This window comes from Halopiger xanaduensis SH-6 (genome assembly GCF_000217715.1).
In the GTDB taxonomy this organism is placed as follows: domain Archaea; phylum Halobacteriota; class Halobacteria; order Halobacteriales; family Natrialbaceae; genus Halopiger; species Halopiger xanaduensis.
Genome location: NC_015666.1, coordinates 1,298,419 through 1,315,487 on the forward strand (window position 1 = coordinate 1,298,419; position 17,069 = coordinate 1,315,487).

12 protein-coding genes, 2 tRNA genes and 3 rRNA genes are annotated in these 17,069 nt (G+C 62.8%); 13 read left to right on the forward strand and 4 right to left on the reverse strand.

Going from position 1 to position 17,069, the window contains the following annotated elements; translation table 11 throughout:
• Positions 1-13 precede the first annotated feature (13 nt).
• The 8 genes from HALXA_RS06395 (at position 14) to HALXA_RS06430 (ending at position 7,658) form a co-directional block, all read left to right on the forward strand.
• The gene (locus HALXA_RS06395) at positions 14-394 is read left to right on the forward strand and encodes a Rid family detoxifying hydrolase (protein WP_013879497.1); all 381 of its coding nucleotides are present in this window, start codon (positions 14-16) and stop codon (positions 392-394) included.
• A 1-nt stretch (position 395) separates the two neighbouring features.
• Entirely contained in the window at positions 396-683 is a 288-nt protein-coding gene (locus tag HALXA_RS06400) for a hypothetical protein (protein WP_013879498.1), read from the forward strand.
• Between the two features lie 27 nt (positions 684-710).
• Positions 711-792 (forward strand) — tRNA-Ser (locus HALXA_RS06405).
• Positions 793-1,615: 823 nt separating this feature from the next.
• Positions 1,616-3,086 (forward strand): 16S ribosomal RNA (locus HALXA_RS06410).
• A 137-nt stretch (positions 3,087-3,223) separates the two neighbouring features.
• A tRNA-Ala gene (locus tag HALXA_RS06415) sits at positions 3,224-3,295 on the forward strand.
• Positions 3,296-3,519: 224 nt separating this feature from the next.
• Positions 3,520-6,436 (forward strand): 23S ribosomal RNA (locus HALXA_RS06420).
• Between the two features lie 126 nt (positions 6,437-6,562).
• Positions 6,563-6,684, forward strand: a 5S ribosomal RNA gene (gene rrf, locus HALXA_RS06425).
• Together the 16S, 23S and 5S rRNA genes with 1 tRNA gene alongside form the textbook arrangement of a ribosomal RNA operon.
• Positions 6,685-6,869: 185 nt before the next feature.
• The gene (locus HALXA_RS06430) at positions 6,870-7,658 is read left to right on the forward strand and encodes an SDR family oxidoreductase (protein WP_013879499.1); all 789 of its coding nucleotides are present in this window, start codon (positions 6,870-6,872) and stop codon (positions 7,656-7,658) included.
• 78 nt (positions 7,659-7,736) lie between these two features.
• On the opposite strand, the gene ubaA is transcribed toward HALXA_RS06430, so the two are convergent.
• Positions 7,737-8,576 (reverse strand): SAMP-activating enzyme E1, encoded by an 840-nt coding sequence (gene ubaA / locus HALXA_RS06435; RefSeq protein ID WP_013879500.1) that lies wholly within the window; start codon positions 8,574-8,576, stop codon positions 7,737-7,739.
• 174 nt (positions 8,577-8,750) lie between these two features.
• Here ubaA and HALXA_RS20975 point away from each other — a divergent pair, with 174 nt between their 5' ends.
• The 4 genes from HALXA_RS20975 to HALXA_RS06445 all read left to right on the forward strand — a co-directional run bounded on the left by HALXA_RS20975 (position 8,751) and on the right by HALXA_RS06445 (position 12,584).
• Positions 8,751-8,936 (forward strand): HVO_0416 family zinc finger protein, encoded by a 186-nt coding sequence (locus HALXA_RS20975; RefSeq protein WP_013879501.1) that lies wholly within the window; start codon positions 8,751-8,753, stop codon positions 8,934-8,936.
• A 182-nt stretch (positions 8,937-9,118) separates the two neighbouring features.
• Positions 9,119-9,277 (forward strand): DUF7563 family protein, encoded by a 159-nt coding sequence (locus HALXA_RS22005; protein ID WP_013879502.1) that lies wholly within the window; start codon positions 9,119-9,121, stop codon positions 9,275-9,277.
• 109 nt (positions 9,278-9,386) lie between these two features.
• Positions 9,387-11,285: a UvrD-helicase domain-containing protein gene (locus tag HALXA_RS06440; RefSeq protein WP_013879503.1), complete on the forward strand. Its 1,899-nt coding sequence runs from the start codon at positions 9,387-9,389 to the stop codon at positions 11,283-11,285.
• Positions 11,286-11,288: 3 nt separating this feature from the next.
• Entirely contained in the window at positions 11,289-12,584 is a 1,296-nt protein-coding gene (locus tag HALXA_RS06445; RefSeq protein WP_013879504.1) for a M24 family metallopeptidase, read from the forward strand.
• Between the two features lie 61 nt (positions 12,585-12,645).
• Here the strand turns inward: HALXA_RS06445 and HALXA_RS06450 are convergent, their stop codons facing one another.
• On the reverse strand, positions 12,646-12,912 hold the full coding sequence (locus HALXA_RS06450) for a DUF7533 family protein (RefSeq protein WP_013879505.1): 267 nt from the start codon (positions 12,910-12,912) through the stop codon (positions 12,646-12,648).
• A gap of 151 nt (positions 12,913-13,063) precedes the next feature.
• Here HALXA_RS06450 and HALXA_RS06455 point away from each other — a divergent pair, with 151 nt between their 5' ends.
• The gene (locus HALXA_RS06455; RefSeq protein ID WP_013879506.1) at positions 13,064-13,669 is read left to right on the forward strand and encodes a riboflavin synthase; all 606 of its coding nucleotides are present in this window, start codon (positions 13,064-13,066) and stop codon (positions 13,667-13,669) included.
• 5 nt (positions 13,670-13,674) lie between these two features.
• Here HALXA_RS06455 and HALXA_RS06460 read toward each other — a convergent pair whose 3' ends face one another.
• Positions 13,675-15,792, reverse strand: coding sequence for a hypothetical protein (locus HALXA_RS06460; protein ID WP_013879507.1), 2,118 nt, complete (start codon positions 15,790-15,792; stop codon positions 13,675-13,677).
• Between the two features lie 113 nt (positions 15,793-15,905).
• Positions 15,906-16,913, reverse strand: a complete 1,008-nt coding sequence (locus HALXA_RS06465) for a PrsW family intramembrane metalloprotease (RefSeq protein ID WP_013879508.1) — start codon at positions 16,911-16,913, stop codon at positions 15,906-15,908.
• Between the last annotated feature and the right edge of the window lie 156 nt (positions 16,914-17,069).

Genomic DNA, 17,069 nt, shown 5'->3' on the forward strand with positions numbered 1-17,069 from the left:
CGATGAACGGAACATGAAACGGATCGTCAAAACCGACGACGCACCCGCTGCGGTCGGCGCGTACAGTCAGGCGACCAGCAACGGCTCGCTGCTGTTTACCGCCGGCCAGATCCCCCTGACCGCCGACGGCGACCTGCTCGACGACGAACCGATCGCAGCACAGACCGAACAGGCCCTCTACAACCTCGACGCCATCCTCGACGAGGCCGGTGTGAGTTCCGAGGACATCCTCAAAGTAACCGTCTACCTCGACGATATCGACGACTTCGACGACATGAACGAGGCCTACGCCGACTACTTTGACGACGAGCCGCCGGCCCGCAGCGCCGTCGAGGTCGACGCCCTCCCCAAGGGCGTCGGCGTCGAGATCGAAGCCGTGGCGTCGCTCGAGTGAGATGGCTGCGCCGATCGCGTCGGTGCTCGGACTGGGCCCGCGGACGACCTCCGCGCTGCTCTGGGGTGCCGTCGGCGCGCTGGCGTTTCTGGTCCTCGTCCAGGGTTACGCCCTCGTCGCCGCTCCGCTCGTGACGATCGTGCAGGCGTTCGCCATCGCTGCAGTGGTCGGGATTGTCGCGACGGTCGGCACGTACGTTCTCGAACCGCGGATCGCGACGCGGGCGGCGAACGGATCGGCCCGCGATACCGAATCGCACGACCGCGGCGACGGTAAAAGTAAGAGTTAAACGACGGACGCGGTTAAGACGAAGTGAGCCAGGATGGCCGAACGGTAAGGCGCACGCCTGGAAAGCGTGTTCCCTTTCGGGATTCTGGGTTCAAATCCCAGTCCTGGCGCTTCTCACGGCGTCACACTCGGTTTTCGTTCGACTGCGTTTCACGACGAGGATAGACCGTCGCCTCTTTCTCGAGATCACTCCAGTAACCCTGTTTTACCACGTTATCTCTCGAGCGTCGGCTCTTCGACGCCGGCTGCTGGCTCCGGCGTTCGTTACGAAGTCCGCTGTTACTCACAGCTCGTCGCCAGTCAAACTCGTACCGTCCGCTCGAGGAGATCGACATCGTCGCTTACCGGCTCCAGCCTCATTCCCCAACTATCTCACTCGGTGATTGAACCACGTGATTGCCCAACGTAGTACAGGCCGTCCTCGAGACGACGGCCTTATGTATACACCCGGCCTTCGATAGGAATGCAAACGACGTGGCGCATCGCGCCGCGTTCCCTCCGGCCGAAACTCGGCACGGAGGCAGGAATCTCGTCCGTTACCCTTATACACGATAGGGCGTTCACAAACGGTCGCACAACACTGTGCCGGATGCGGTTTTCGGCGTGGGTGCGATCCGTTGCCCTTAAGTGTATACGGGGATTCGGATGGATTGCAAAGAAGAAGTGATCGACGGCCCGTTCAACTCGGGTCGTCATCTCGGACGGTTCGGTCCGAAGGGGTTATGTACCCTTGGCGGATTACGAATACGTCCGAAGGAGATGAGGATTCCACCCCTGCGGTCTTCCGTACAGATGGGATCTGATGTGAGCCTTGGTAGTTCGGTGACGCTCGACCGGTCCACGTCGTGGGCCGACGCGCGCGCGCCGAACTGGACCCATAGTGTGAGTGTGTACCAACATTCACCGCCAACCCCCCTCGTTTCGAGGGGAGACATTCCGGTTGATCCTGCCGGAGGTCATTGCTAGTGGAGTCCGATTTAGCCATGCTAGTTGCACGAGTTTAGACTCGTAGCAGATAGCTCAGTAACACGTGGCCAAACTACCCTCTGGATCGGGATAACCTCGGGAAACTGAGGCTAATCCTGAATAGCGTTCTCACCCTGGAGTGGGGAGAACGTGAAATGCTCCGGCGCCAGAGGATGTGGCTGCGGCCGATTAGGTAGACGGTGGGGTAACGGCCCACCGTGCCAGTAATCGGTACGGGTTGTGAGAGCAAGAGCCCGGAGACGGTATCTGAGACAAGATACCGGGCCCTACGGGGCGCAGCAGGCGCGAAACCTTTACACTGCACGCCAGTGCGATAAGGGGACTCCATCTGCGAGGGCATATCGTCCTCGCTTTTCTGTACCGTAAGGTGGTACAGGAATAAGGGCTGGGCAAGACCGGTGCCAGCCGCCGCGGTAATACCGGCAGCCCGAGTGATGACCGCTATTATTGGGCCTAAAGCGTCCGTAGCTGGCCAGGCAAGTCCATCGGGAAATCCGCGTGCCCAACACGCGGGCGTCCGGTGGAACCTGCTTGGCTTGGGACCGGAAGACCAGAGGGGTACGTCCGGGGTAGGAGTGAAATCCCGTAATCCTGGACGGACCACCGGTGGCGAAAGCGCCTCTGGAAGACGGATCCGACGGTGAGGGACGAAAGCTCGGGTCACGAACCGGATTAGATACCCGGGTAGTCCGAGCTGTAAACGATGTCTGCTAGGTGTGGCACAGGCTACGAGCCTGTGCTGTGCCGTAGGGAAGCCGTGAAGCAGACCGCCTGGGAAGTACGTCCGCAAGGATGAAACTTAAAGGAATTGGCGGGGGAGCACTACAACCGGAGGAGCCTGCGGTTTAATTGGACTCAACGCCGGACATCTCACCAGCATCGACAGCAGGAGTGACGATCAGGTTGATGACCTTATCAGACCTGCTGAGAGGAGGTGCATGGCCGCCGTCAGCTCGTACCGTGAGGCGTCCTGTTAAGTCAGGCAACGAGCGAGACCCGCACTCCTAATTGCCAGCAACACCCTCGTGGTGGTTGGGTACATTAGGAGGACTGCCAGTGCCAAACTGGAGGAAGGAACGGGCAACGGTAGGTCAGTATGCCCCGAATGTGCTGGGCGACACGCGGGCTACAATGGCCGAGACAGTGGGATGCAACGCCGAAAGGCGACGCTAATCTCCGAAACTCGGTCGTAGTTCGGATTGCGGATTGAAACTCATCCGCATGAAGCTGGATTCGGTAGTAATCGCGCCTCAGAAGGGCGCGGTGAATACGTCCCTGCTCCTTGCACACACCGCCCGTCAAAGCACCCGAGTGAGGTCCGGATGAGGCCTGGTCACCAGGTCGAATCTGGGCTTCGCAAGGGGGCTTAAGTCGTAACAAGGTAGCCGTAGGGGAATCTGCGGCTGGATCACCTCCACAGACCGAGACTGGGGCGCTGCCCCAGCTCAACTTCAGCGGTCCATTTCGCCGCGCTCGTCGTCCCACTCGTTCGGGCCGATCGGGCACCTTTGAACTACCAAGGCTCACACCTCGTTCCCCTCGTTTCGAGGGGGTGGGCCCATAGCTCAGTGGGAGAGTGCCTCCTTTGCAAGGAGGATGCCCTGGGTTCGAATCCCAGTGGGTCCATGTCTCGGAGCGGATTGACGAATCGTTCCCCTTAAGTGGGAACGACTCGTTCGATCTAATCCGAACGCAAACCGATGCACCACCCCGTGCAAACGTGGGTGGGAAGGGTCAATGCAGCCAGCCGTCTACTGGCCTGCAGATGCGACCGTGTGTACGTGTAGTCCAGGCGTCCACTGGACCCGTTCCCGGGTCACTACAAGGTTGCTTTCGCAACCCAGATCCGATGAACGTGGCTACTGTGCCAGCTGGTGGATCGCTCGGCTTGAGAGCTGAAGAAGGACGTGCCAAGCTGCGATAAGCCTCAGGGACCCGCACGGAGGGGAAGAACTGAGGATTTCCGAATGGGAATCCCCACCGCAATTGCTTCGCGCAATGGGGAACGCCGAGAATTGAAACATCTTAGTATCGGCAGGAAGAGAAAACGTAACCGTGATGTCGTTAGTAACGGCGAGTGAACGCGACACAGTCCAAACCGAAGCCTTCGGGCAATGTGGTGTTCGGACTGACAACCACTCCGCGAAAGGCTGCAAGAAGTCTCTTGGAATAGAGCACGAAACAGGGTGATAGTCCCGTACTGCAGGCGAGTATCGGACGCGTCAGCTCCAGAGTATCGGGGGTTGGATATCCCTCGTGAATATTGCAGGCATCGACTGCAAAGACTAAACACTCCTCAAGACCGATAGCGAACAAGTAGCGTGAGCGAACGCTGAAAAGCACCCCACGAAGGGAGGTGCAATAGGGCGTGAAATCAGTTGGCGATCGAACGACGGGGCATACAAGGTCCTCTACACAATGACCGTAGCGCGAGCTACCAGTAAGAAGTAGAGGAAGCCGATGTTCCGTCGTACGTTTTGAAAAACGAACCAGGGAGTGTGTCTGATTGGCGAGTCTAACCTGATTATCAGGGAAGGCGTAGGGAAACCGACATGGCCGCAGCATTGCGAGGGCCGCCGTGTTCAAGCGCGGGGAGTCAATCGGACACGACCCGAAACCGGATGATCTAGACATGGGCAAGACGAAGCGTGCCGAAAGGCACGTGGAGGTCTGCTAGCGTTGGTGTCCTACAATACCCTCGCGTGACCTATGTCTAGGGGTGAAAGGCCCATCGAATCCGGAAACAGCTGGTTCCGACCGAAACATGTCGAAGCATGACCTCTGCCGAGGTAGTCTGTGGGGTAGAGCGACGGATTGGGGGACCGCACTCCGAGAGGAGTGCGCCCCCCTGTCCAACTCCGAACCTACAGACGCCATTTGACGCAGGGAGTCCGGTGCACGGGGTAAGCCTGTGTACCATAAGGGAGACAACCCAGCGCCGGGTTAAGGTCCCAAAGTGTGGATTAAGTGCGATCGAAGGTGGTCCCGAGCCCTAGACAGCCGGGAGGTGAGCTTAGAAGCAGCTACCCTCTAAGAAAAGCGTAACAGCTTACCGGCCGAGGTTCGGGGCGCCCAAAATGATCGGGGCTCAAATCCACCACCGAGACCTGGCCGCACCCCTCACAGGGTGATCGCGTAGGTCGGCGTTCTGTTCGGGTGGAAGCACGGGTGAGAACTCGTGTGGACCGTTCAGTAACGAAAATCCTGGTCATAGTAGCAGCGTTAGTCGGGTTAGACCCCCGACGGCCGAACGAGTAAGGGTTCCTCAGCAATGCTGATCAGCTGAGGGTTAGCCGGTCCTAAGTCTGCCCGTAAGTCGAAGCAGACAACAGGGAAACAGGTTAATATTCCTGTGCCAGTGTGCACTCAAAGCTGACGCTTTGGGGCCGCCTCTGCTGGGTTTTCGCCCAGTTGAACAGTCGAAGACCGTGGAAGCCGTAATGGCACGAAGCGATCGAATGGCTGGATAACGTAAGAGAGGTCAACCCAGAGCCCGTGAAAAGGCGAGCACACTGTCCGTACCGAGATCCGACACAGGTACTCGTGGCGGCGAAAGCCAAGGCCTGTCGGGAATAACCGACGTTAGGGAATTCGGCAAGTTAGTCCCGTACGTTCGCAATAAGGGATGCCTGCCTCGGAAAGAGGCAGGTCGCAGTGACTCGGACGCTCCAACTGTCTAGTAACAACATAGGTGACCGCAAATCCGCAAGGACTCGTACGGTCACTGAATCCTGCCCAGTGCGGGTATCTGAACACCCAGTACAATGGGACGAAGGACCCGTTAACGGCGGGGGTAACTATGACCCTCTTAAGGTAGCGTAGTACCTTGCCGCTTCAGTAGCGGCTTGCATGAATGGATCAATGAGAGCGTCACTGTCCCAACGTTGGGCCCGGTGAACTGTACGTTCCAGTGCGGAGTCTGGAGACCCCCAAGGGGAAGCGAAGACCCTATAGAGCTTTACTGCAGGCTGTCACTGAGACGTGGTCGCCATTGTGCAGCATAGGTAGGAGCCATTACACAGGTACCCGCGCTAGCGGGCCACCGAGGCAGCATTGAAATACTACCCGATGGTGACTGCGACTCTCACTCCTGGCGGAGGACACTGGTAGCCGGGCAGTTTGACTGGGGCGGTACGCGCTTGAAAAGATATCGAGCGCGCCCCAAGATTTCCTCACCCGCGTCGGAGACGCGGGGAAGAGCGCAAGAGCATACGGAAGTCTGACAGTGTCCGGCCTAACGACGGACGCTGACGCGAAAGCGTGGTCTAGCGAACCAATTAGGCTGCTTGATGCGGCCAATTGCTGACAGAAAAGCTACCTTAGGGATAACAGAGTCGTCACCCGCAAGAGCACATATCGACCGGGTGGCTTGCTACCTCGATGTCGGTTCCCTCCATCCTGCCCGTGCAGAAGCGGGCAAGGGTGAGGTTGTTCGCCTATTAAAGGAGGTCGTGAGCTGGGTTTAGACCGTCGTGAGACAGGTCGGCTGCTATCTATTGGGGGTGTTACGGTTCCTGACGGGAACGTTCGTATAGTACGAGAGGAACTACGAATGGGTGCCACTGGTGTACCGGCTGTTCGAAAGAGCACGTGCCGGGCAGCCACGCACCACGGGGTAAGAGCTGAACGCATCTAAGCTCGAAACCCACCTGGAAACGAGGAACCACCGAGGCCACTCCTACAAGAGGAGATCGATAGACTCGGGGTGTACGCGCCAAGGCAACGAGGCGTTGAGCCCGCGAGCACTAATCGGCCAAGCCACACACTCATAACTGAGACACGCATTTGGATCTGTGACCCATCGAACGGGTCCAGGCGCGAACTGGACTACACGTACATGACGGTCATTCCACCGATATTGGCATGATCACGGTTCGATTCCGTGAATCGGCGTTAGGCGGCCACAGCGGCGAGGTTCCTCCCGTACCCATCCCGAACACGGAAGATAAGCTCGCCTGCGTATCGGCAACTACTGGAGTGGGCGACCCTCTGGGAACGTCGATTCGCCGCCCCACTCATACTCGCATACTCATCAACAAGCCTCGTCGAGCGACAGCGCTGCTGTTGTTCGGCGGGGCTTTTCGTCTTTCATACACGGAGTTCATCGTGAATTGGATAGCGGCGGGATTGTCGATCTCGAGCAGTAGCAACTCCCGACACAAGCCGGAGAACTTTGCCCCTCCTCGTGGTCGAGCGAAGTATGGACCTCGAGCTCGACGACAGCGCGGCACTGGTAACGGCCTCTTCGAGCGGACTCGGGTTGGCGAGCGCACGGGCGCTGCTCGAGGCAGGAGCGAACGTGACGATTTGCGGGCGCGATGCGGATCGCCTCGAGCGGGCGCGCGATGATTTCGCCGAGACCAACACAGCAGGGGACGTGATCGCCGTCCAAGCGGATATCACGGATCCCGACGACATCTCCCGGCTCGTAAGTCAGACCGTCGAGGAGTTCGGCGGCCTCGATCACCTCGTGACGTCGGCGGGCGGGCCGCCGAGTACGACGTTTCTCGAGACGGACGAGCAGGACTGGTACCAGGCCTACGACCTGCTCGTGATGAGCGTCGTCTGGACGGTCGAGGAAGCCCACGAGCACCTGCTCGAGTCGGAACAGGGGACGATCACGTGTATCACCTCGCGAACGGTTCGGGAGGTTGCGGACGGCCTCTTGCTGTCGAACTCGGTTCGTCGGAGCGTGATCGGACTGATGAAGACGATATCACGGGAGTTCGCACCGGAAATTCGGGCAAACGCAGTGTTGCCAGGGACGATCGAGACGCCGCGCATCGAAGAGTTGATCGAGGCGGGGATCGACCGTGGGACGTACGACAATTACGGGGAGGGCCTTGAGGAGTTCGCGAGCGAGATTCCGATGGATCGGATCGGCGAACCCCACGAACTGGGCGAGGTCGTTGCCTTTCTCTCGAGTCCGCGGGCGAGTTTCGTCAACGGGGCCGAGATACCGATCGATGGCGGGTTGTTGCGAAGTTAGAGGACACCGCGTTTCTGACTGGTTCACCGTCCGGCCGGCGTTCGCTGGTGCTGACGATTTTGGATCGAATCGCTACCGTCAGTCCGCCGACAGCGAACAGGTTCCCTCGTAGGTCGCGTCCTGGACGGATTGGATCTCGGGGTCGTCGCCGCAGACCGGACACGACGGATTCGAGCGCATCTCGACCGTCTCGAAGCTCATGTCCATCGCGTCGTACATCAGCAGGCGCCCCTCGAGCAGTTCGCCCTTTCCGAGCAGGTACTTGACGACCTCGGTGGCCTGGATGCAGCCGACGGTGCCGGGGAGGACGCCGAGAACGCCGGTGGTCGCGCAGTCCGGAACGGTGCCGGGTTCCGGCGCTTCGGGGAACAGACAGCGGTAGCAGGGCGGATCTTCGGCTTCGCCGCCGCGTTCGTTCGTGAACGTCGTCACCTGCCCCTCGAACCGGTAGATCGCGCCGTGGGAGAGCGGCGTCTCCGTGAGCACGCAGTGGTCGTTGAGCAGGTACCGGGTCGCGAAGTTGTCGCTGGCGTCTAAGACGACGTCGTACTCGGCGACGAGGTCGTCGACGTTGTCCGCGGTGAGACGCGTCTCGTACGTGTCGACGTCGACGTCCGGATTCAGCGCCGCTACGTAGTCGGCCGCGCTCTCGACCTTCGGCCGGCCGACGTCCCCGTCCCCGTGGACGATCTGGCGCTGCAGGTTCGACCGTTCGACGGCGTCGTCGTCGACGATGCCCAGTCGGCCGATACCCGCTGCCGCGAGGTACTGGATCGCCGGCGATCCCAGACCGCCCGCGCCGACGACGAGGACGCTCCCCTCGAGCAGTCGCTGCTGGCCCTCGGGACCGATCTCGTCCATGATGACGTGTCGCGAGTATCGATCGAGTTGCGTCGCGTCGAGGCGGAGATCGCTCATACCTCGACGTAGGGCCGAGACCGGGAAAAACCCGCGGGTAGTCGCTGGCCTCGTGCGTTCGTTCTCGCGGTTGCGCTGACTTATCCTCCCGACGTATGTGGGCGTATAGCAAAGATGAGGCAGATCCTCGGGGCAACCCAACGATTTAATACTGTGCCTATCATTGACACACGTATGGCATCCTCACCCAATGGTGCCGGTGACGACGTTTTTGACCAATTCCTTACCGACCGCGGCCACTCAGTCGACGAAGTAGGGTGGGAGCAGGAGTATAACAAGAAACAGTGTCCGGAGTGTGGCGGCCTCCACGACACGTCCGCCGACAACTGTTCCGTCTGCGGCTGGGAGCCGGCTGCCTGACTTGATCGTCGGCACCTGTCTTCTTCGCCGTCGTTCGTCGGCCTGACGACGACTCTCGGTTTCGTTTTTGGCTGTCCCACCGCTTGCTGCGAGCCGCTGGAGCGTTGATTCAACCTTCGTTCCACCCTTCGCATACGATACAATTATAGTGTATTATTTCCCAATAGATAGAACGTAAAACCATGCCGGAATGTCAGAACTGCGGTTCGTTCGTGACCGACGCGTACGCTCGAGTGTTCACGCCGCCCGGCGTCGACGATCCGCGCGTCTGTCCGGACTGTCAGGACAAGATCCGCGACGGTGCGGAGGTCCGTGCCGCCCGCTCGCCGCGGAACCCGTAACCGGTCTCTGACGGTCCCCGTCGGCCGCCGAATTCCCGATCGAACTGCCGATTTCCTCCCCACACGGAACCCACGTCACTTAAGAGTGTCGCGCCCTTGAATGGGTACAATGGCTACCACGGAGACGAAGGTGACCCGGCTGTTCGGTGGTCCGGGAAGCGGGAAGACGACCGCGCTTCTCGACCACGTCGAAGAAATCCTCGATCAGGACGGCGTTACGTTCCGGGATATCCTCGTCGTCTCGTACACGCGAGCGGCAGCGCAGGAGGTTCGCGAACGACTGGCCGAGCGGCTCGACGAGAGTCCGCGTGCGCTGCAGGGCAACGTCTGTACGATGCACGCCAAGGCCTACGATCTGCTGGATCTCTCTCGAAGCGACGTCATCGGCGAATCCGAGAAGGAAGAATTCTGCGAGGAGTACGGCCTCGAGTTCGAGGACGAGTACAGCGGCGCCGGTCGCCGGACCGCCCGCTCGACCACGATCGGAAACAAGATCATCGCCACGAGCCAGTGGCTCCAGCGGACCAGCCGCGACGTCTCCGACTGGTACGATGTCCCCTTCCAGTGGGACGAGGAGGAGGTCCGCCTCCCGCCCGAGATCGACCCGAACGCCCAGGAGGGCAACAAGTACACGCCCACCTGGCCCAGCGACGACGACCGGATCGACGTCCCCGAAGCGATCCGCGCGTGGCGCTCCTACAAGGGCGAGCAGGGCAAGATCGGCTTCGCGGACATGCTCGAGCGCGTTAAACAACGCTCGTTGCTCCCGAGCGTCGACTATCTGGTGATCGACGAGTTCCAGGACATCACGACGCTGCAGTACGACGTCTACGAGGAGTGGAAACCCCACATGAAGCAGGTCCTGATCGCCGGCGACGACGACCAGGTCGTCTACTCCTGGCAGGGCGCCGACCCCGCACTGCTGCTCGAGGAAGCGGTCGACGAGGACATCATTCTGCCGAACTCCTACCGTCTCCCCTCGAACGTCCTCAACGCGGTCAACCAAGAGATCCGCCACATCGAGAAGCGTCAGGACAAGGACCTCAAGCCGCGGAAGGAAGGCGGCGCGGTCGAGGCGCGAGCGAACGCCTCGATGCTGGACGTCGTCCGGAACGTTCGACGGACGCTCGTCGAGACGGACGGCAGCGTGATGGTGCTGTTCCGGGCGCGCTACCAGATGTTCCAGTTTATCGACGAGTTCATCACCGAGGGCATCCCCTTCACGTCGCTGACCGACCAGCGGATGTGGACCGACCGGCTCACCCAGTACGTCCGCGCCGTCGAGGCGATCGACGAGGGCGAGGACGTCACCGGCCTGCAGGCTCGCCGACTCGCGGACATGCTCCAGGAGTCGGCCTTCGGCACCAAGGAGCGCGACGACCTCTTCGACACGATCGACGAGCGCCAGGAAGAGGCCGGCATCGACGACCTCCAAGAACTGATGATCCCCGCCGAGGTCGTCGAGGACCACGTCCCGTTCATGCCCGGTCCCGCGTCGGCGGCCGACATGGTCCGGAAGGTAACTAACTTCCAGAAGAAGAGCGTCCGCTCGTACTTTGCGATCGGCGAGTACCTCGGCATGGAGACCGACCGCGTCCGCGTCGGCACTATCCACTCCGCCAAGGGTCGCGAGGCCGACCACGTCATCGTCGGCACCGACCTCACCGAGAAGGTCGTCGAGCAGATGGTCGCGACCGTCGACGACCCCGAGGACGTCCCCGGCGTCGAGGAGTTCACCAAGTCGACCTCGCCCGTGCCCGTCCTGACGGACAACGAACGGCGCGTCTTCTACGTCGGCATGTCCCGGGCCCGCGAACGGCTCGTCCTCCTCGAGAACTTAGTCGACGGCGCGCCGACGCTGCCGATCGACGTTCTGCTCCACAACAAACTCACGGACACGACCCTCGACGAGTTAGTCGAGGAGGCGCAGCAGCCGAGCGGGTCCGACGACGAGGACGGCGACGACGAACCGGAAGTCGAACCGGAAGCGGGTGCGGAAGCACCGTAAGCCGTGACCGACGGATCGTTTCGCCCCGAGGAAGAGGCCGAGAGCGATGCCGCTGTCGCAGGTGCCGAACTGGATGCCCTCGAGTCCGATCATCTCGAGGCGGTGCTCGACGACGAACTCGCGTCCCGCGACGGGGCGGCGTTCGTCCACGCAGGGACTGCTCACGATCCGACAGTACGGTACTGCCTACAGCTGTCGTCTGCGAGTGGCTCGTCGCCATCCGATTTTGCCGATACTGGTAGCAGCGACTGGCACGGGACTGCAGCGCGGACGGTCGTCGCGATCGGTTACGACGGGATCGACTGGCTGTGCCGGTCGTCGGCCGCATCCGAGGTTCACCCTGCGGTCGAACTCGCGACCGATCTCGCGGAGCGACTGTCGTCGTCCGACGGTGCCGACGGCACCGAGGGGGAGGACGCCACGACCGTCCTGACGCCCTCCACGATCCCCCACGACGCCGCGCTCTACCTCGAGAGTGAAGGCGAGTTTTCGCTCGCCTCGACCGACGCGATCGACCGCGCTCGAGCCGAGAAGACTGACGGCGAACGGACCCGCATCGAGATCGCACAGGGCGCCGCAGCCGCCGGGATCCGACGCGGCGCATCGGTACTCGCGTCGGCGACGGTCGAGGACGGACGGCTCGTCGCTGACGGCACGCCGCTGACGCCCGGTCGACTCCGAACCGCGATCGACGAGGCGATCGTCGCTGCGGGCGCGTTCCCCGCGGGTAACACCGGCGTCGAGACCGGCGGTGCGGACGACAGTGAAGCCGCACTTCGACCCGGCGAGCCGATCGGTCTCTCGGCGGCGCCGCGAGGGCCCGACGGCTACCACGGTCGGCTCGCGCGCACGCTCGTCGTCGACGGCGACGGCGGCCGGGAACGGCGCGCCCACGTCGCCGTCACGCAGGCGTTCCGCTCGAGTCGGGCGATGCTGACCGCGGGGACGGAATCGGTCACCGCCGTCGAAGCCGACCTCGAGGCCGAGATCCGAGCGTTCGGCGAGGATGGCGGAATCGAGACGCGAGTCGCGGGCATCGGCCTCGAGCCGCGCGAGCGTCCGGTCGCCGGCGGCGACGACGTCGGACCGAGCAGCGTCGTCTGCCTCGAGGCGGCTGTCGAACTCGACGGCGGCGAGGACGGCGGCAGAGCGGGCGGTGGTGGAACCCGGATTCGGCTCGCCGACGTCTTCGCAAGGGGTGGAGAGACCGGCGACGGCCGGACCGACGTCGAACGGCTCGCCGCCCTCTCGCGGTCGCTCGAGCCGACGGCGCTGCTCGAGGACGTAAACGAGAACTGAACTGATCTCGGGTCGCTTTTACGACGGGTCACTGCTGCAGCGTAGCGTCTGCTGCGACCGACTATCGGTCGTCGTCCGGCTCCGCGTCCGGGTCCGATTCGGGCTCTTTAACCACCGTTCCGAGGGCTCGTTTGGCGAGCAGTTCCGGGACGTCTCCCGGCGTCGGCACCCAGTGTTGGAGGGCGACGAGTCCGGCGGCGAGCACGAGCAACATCGCACCGGCCGTCGTCTCCCCGCGGACCAGCAAGAACTCGAGTCCGGCGAGCGCAGCGGGAATCGCGAGAACGAGGGTGCTCGCGAGTTTGATCGTGTCGATGATACCGGCCATTGGGTTCAGGTAGCGCGCGTATCGGCAAAAGAGCGACGACTGTATCTCGGTCCGGTTCGCCGCTCGTATCTTCGGCTCGTTCTCGAAGTAACGGAATTGGAACGCGTCTCGCCTTCGGAACGTCTTTATTCGTCGCCGGGAACCGTCTGGTATGTTCACGGGAATCGTCGAGGAGACCGGGGCGATCGTCGCGCGCGAGCGCACCGCCGACGGGCTCCGGCTCCGAATCGGCGCCGACGCAGTCGCGACCGACCTCGAGCACGGCCAGAGTATCAGCGTCAGCGGCGCGTGTCTCACCGTCGAGGACTACGCGGACGGCGAGTGGTTCGAGGTCTTCCTCGCGAGCGAGACCGTCGAGCGGACCTACCTCGGCGACCTCGAGACGGGCGACGCGGTCAATCTGGAGCGCGCGATGCCGGCGGACGGTCGCTTCGACGGTCACGTCGTGCAGGGCCACGTCGACGCGGTCGCGACGGTGACGAACGTCGAGTCGGTAGAAGAAGACTGGTTCTTCGAGTTCGATCTTCCGGAGGGCTACGAGCGCTACGTCGTCGAGAAGGGCTCGATCACCCTCGACGGGATCAGCCTGACCGTCGCCGAGTTCGACCCCGACGCCGGCCGGGTCACGGTCGCCATCATTCCGACGACGTACGAACTCACGACCCTCTCCGAGAAGGCGCCCGGCGATCCCGTCCACCTCGAGGTCGACGTGCTCGCGAAGTACGTCGAACGGCTGCTCGAGGCGCGGTTCGACTAACAGTTCTAGTCTTGCTCCTCGAGATGCTGTTGACACCGTCGCAGTAGTTCCGTCTGTCGCTCGAGCAGTTCGGTGGCCTGTTCGATTCGCTCTCGCTGCTCGAACTTATCGGCCGACGACTGCAGTTCGCGGACGCGCTCGAGGTGCGCTGCGAGTTCCCGGTTCAGTTCCTCGTCCGCGATGTGGGACTGGGTTTCTTCGAAGCTCGCGAACGCCGCGTCCATCGACTGCTCTGCGTCGGTCCCAGCATCGTCTCGTCTCGTCCTGGTCGTCGTCCCCATCTCCATCATCGCTGCGACCCCACTCGTGTAGCTCCGCGCGGCCGTCTGCGTGAACTCGAGCGTTCCCCGCTGTGCGAGCAATGGGCCCGTAAGTGCGGCTCGAGCCGCGTTCTGTTGGGCAGTCGCGCCCACTTTGGCCGCAGTTCGGTTCGTTGCAAGCGCCGCACGCTGGGCGGCGATGGCAGCTTCGATGGGGGCAGCTGCGGCCGATCCGGCAGCTTGAGATCGATCTTGACTCTCGCTTTCGGACGACGGACGCCGTGTTCGATCGCTGCTCGGTTCCGGCACCGCGTCGCTGTCGTTGTCGTCAGTGTCGGCGGCTTCAGTCGTCGATTCGTCCGCGTCCGTTAGCTCCCGATGCATCGCCGTGCCGGGCCCAGTATCGACGTCGACCCGCTGTCCTGCTGGCCCAGTGTCCGATTCCGACTCGTTGGGAGATGTCGATTCGGTCGACGACATCGCGGAGGCAACATCGATCCCCGGTTCGATCTCGATCGCTGCGTCATTACTCTCGTCTCGGTATTCCGCAGCCGTTCCATCCGCTGCACTGTCATCCGATTCGTCCGACTCGACGGCCGCCTCGAGATCCGGCCCGGCCTCGAGTTCGTCCGCTGGGTCCGTCGAGTCGGCGTCGGGTGCCGGAGCGTCGCTGTCGCTCTCGTCGACCGCGGATTCGATATCGACGCCGCGGTCTACTTCGTCGACGAGGTTTCCCTCGGCTGCGGCTGATTCTGCCCTGCTTTCCCCGTCGTTCGAATCGTCGTCGGCAGCGGAACCGCCGACGTCCTCGAGCGAGCGGGTTCCGGACCCGATGTTCGGTTCGTCGGCGAGGTCCATCGTCTCTTCGTCCGTCTGTTCCTCGCCATTATCCTCTGATTCGTTCACTTGATCGGGCTCGGGTACCGGCTCGTCGATCGCCGGTTCGCCGACCCGGTTCGGGCGTTCGGTCGCAGTCGCGTCCGCGACGTCGATCGAATCGTCGTCGGACTCGAGGTCCGAGTCCGATCCGGCCATCGTCTCCTCGTCTGCGTCCGCGGCGGCGTTCGCGGTCTCGCTTCGCTCGTCACCGTCGATATCGCTCGAGGCGAGCGGCTCGACCGGGCTCGAATTTCGGTCTTCGGGTTCGGATTCGGGGTCTGAGTCGGTGTCAGGGTCGATCGAAAACTCGCCGCTTTGGTCTTCGATATCGTCCGCAATTGCCCCCTCGCGATCGCGTTCTGCTTCCTGATCGAGTTCGCGCTCGGCGCCACCCTCGCCGCTCGGTCCGTATTCCGGTTCGGTCAGGGTCGCGGAGCCGATCGGTTCGTCGGCGGCGGTGGTATCGGTGTCGGCGTCGGTACTGTTCGCTCGGTCTCCGATCGCGAGTTCGCCGTCCGGATCGTCCGTCTCGAGGCCGCGCGCCGAGTCGTCGGTAGCGATACCGCGGTCCCGGTCCAGTTCGTCGTCGCCGACGGTGGGTTCCGCCTCGGCGACGTTTGGCATCCGGTCGTCGATTCCGGTCGGCGACTCTGCATCGGCACGCCGGTCGGCTGTCGCCTCCCCGTCGGGATCGGTCGGCGTCCGGTCCGCGGCGGGCGCCGTCGACGTGTCAGCCGTGCCGTCCATCGGCGTCGCCTCGAGCCGAACGGTCTCGGGCGTGATCTCGTCGACGGCGTCCGCGCGGATCGTCACCGTATTCTCGCGGGTTCGGCGCCAGCCCAGTGCAGCCTTGATGGAATCGACCATCCCGGAGCGCGGCTTGACGCGAGCCGCCTCCCCGTCGACGTCGGTCACGGTCCCGATCACCTCCCCGTTGGCGTTCTCGACTCGCTTCTCGAGGTCGTCGTCGGCGAACGTCGTCATGGGTGGATCTGCGCCGCTCCGGACCAAGCCGGTGGTGCCTGCACCAGCGTGCGTCCCGCCGGCTGGAGAATCTCGAGAATAAAGGGGGTGAGCGTCCGTATTTGCACGACGGCTTACCGCTGCGGGGGATCGAACTCGGTGAGCTCCGACCGCGGCGGGTCGCCGGTGTCGTCCCTGACGGTGCGGTAGGTGCGCCGGTAGCGGTCGATCTTCCGGTAGAGGTAGTAGCCGATCGCGAGATCGTAGACGACGACGTAGCCGATGAACGCCAGTCCGAACCCGATCGGGTACATCGAGGCGATCAGGTTGGGGACGATCCCGACGGTCACGTTGTAAGTCGCGTGGATGAACGCAGCCACCAGCAACCCCTTGACGACGAGCGGCCCCGCGTGTCGGGGGTTGAACTTCGCGAGCCCGAGGTAGTAGCCGGCGATCGCGGAGTAGATGACGTGGCCCGGGCCGACGAGCGCGCGAACGGTCGTGATCCCGGTCGCCGCGGTCAGCAGGCCGACGTCGGCCTCCGCGACCGTCCCGGTGATGTAGATCGCGTTCTCGATCGCGGCGAAGCCGAGCCCGGCGACGGCGCCGTAGACCGCGCCGTCGATGACCGCGTCGAACGAGTTGCTTCGGTACGCGAAGGTCCGAACCGCGAGCAGTTTCACGGTCTCCTCGACGGGGCCGACGATCAGGTAGAAAAAGAGCAGCGAACCGACGACCGGGATCGCCTGTAGTCGCGGGCCGATCAGCGAGTTCACGACCGCTGCGAACGTCGCGAACAACACGGCGAGGACGAACGTCGCGACGAGCAACCCGAGCGGTTCGCTGGACGTGATGTCCGTGTACCAGATGAACCCGGCCAGCAGCGCCGCCGGGACGATCGAGAGCCCGAAGAACGCGCCGAGCCAGGGCGTCTCGAGCGCGAGCTGTGCCGGCTGGACGAGCAACGCGATCGTGATCAAAAGCGCCACGAGGAAAACGATCCCCCGCAACGTGTACCGAACTCCGGTGTAGATCGAGTGGGCGAACCGATCCACCGCGGATCGCGGCTCCCAGGTCGATACGTCGTAGAGGTCGGTCGACTCGTCGCTGGCTCGTTCGACCGGGTCGCGCCTGCGCTGCATATGCGTCGGTATACCTTCCCGTTTCGTAAGCGTTCGGCGGCGGCTCCTAATATCGTATTATGACGCCGCCGAATCTCAATACGCGGCAGGCTCGAGCGACGCCCGATCGACCGCCTCGAGGGCGGGACCGCAACCGAGCCCGCGAGTGCGATAGAC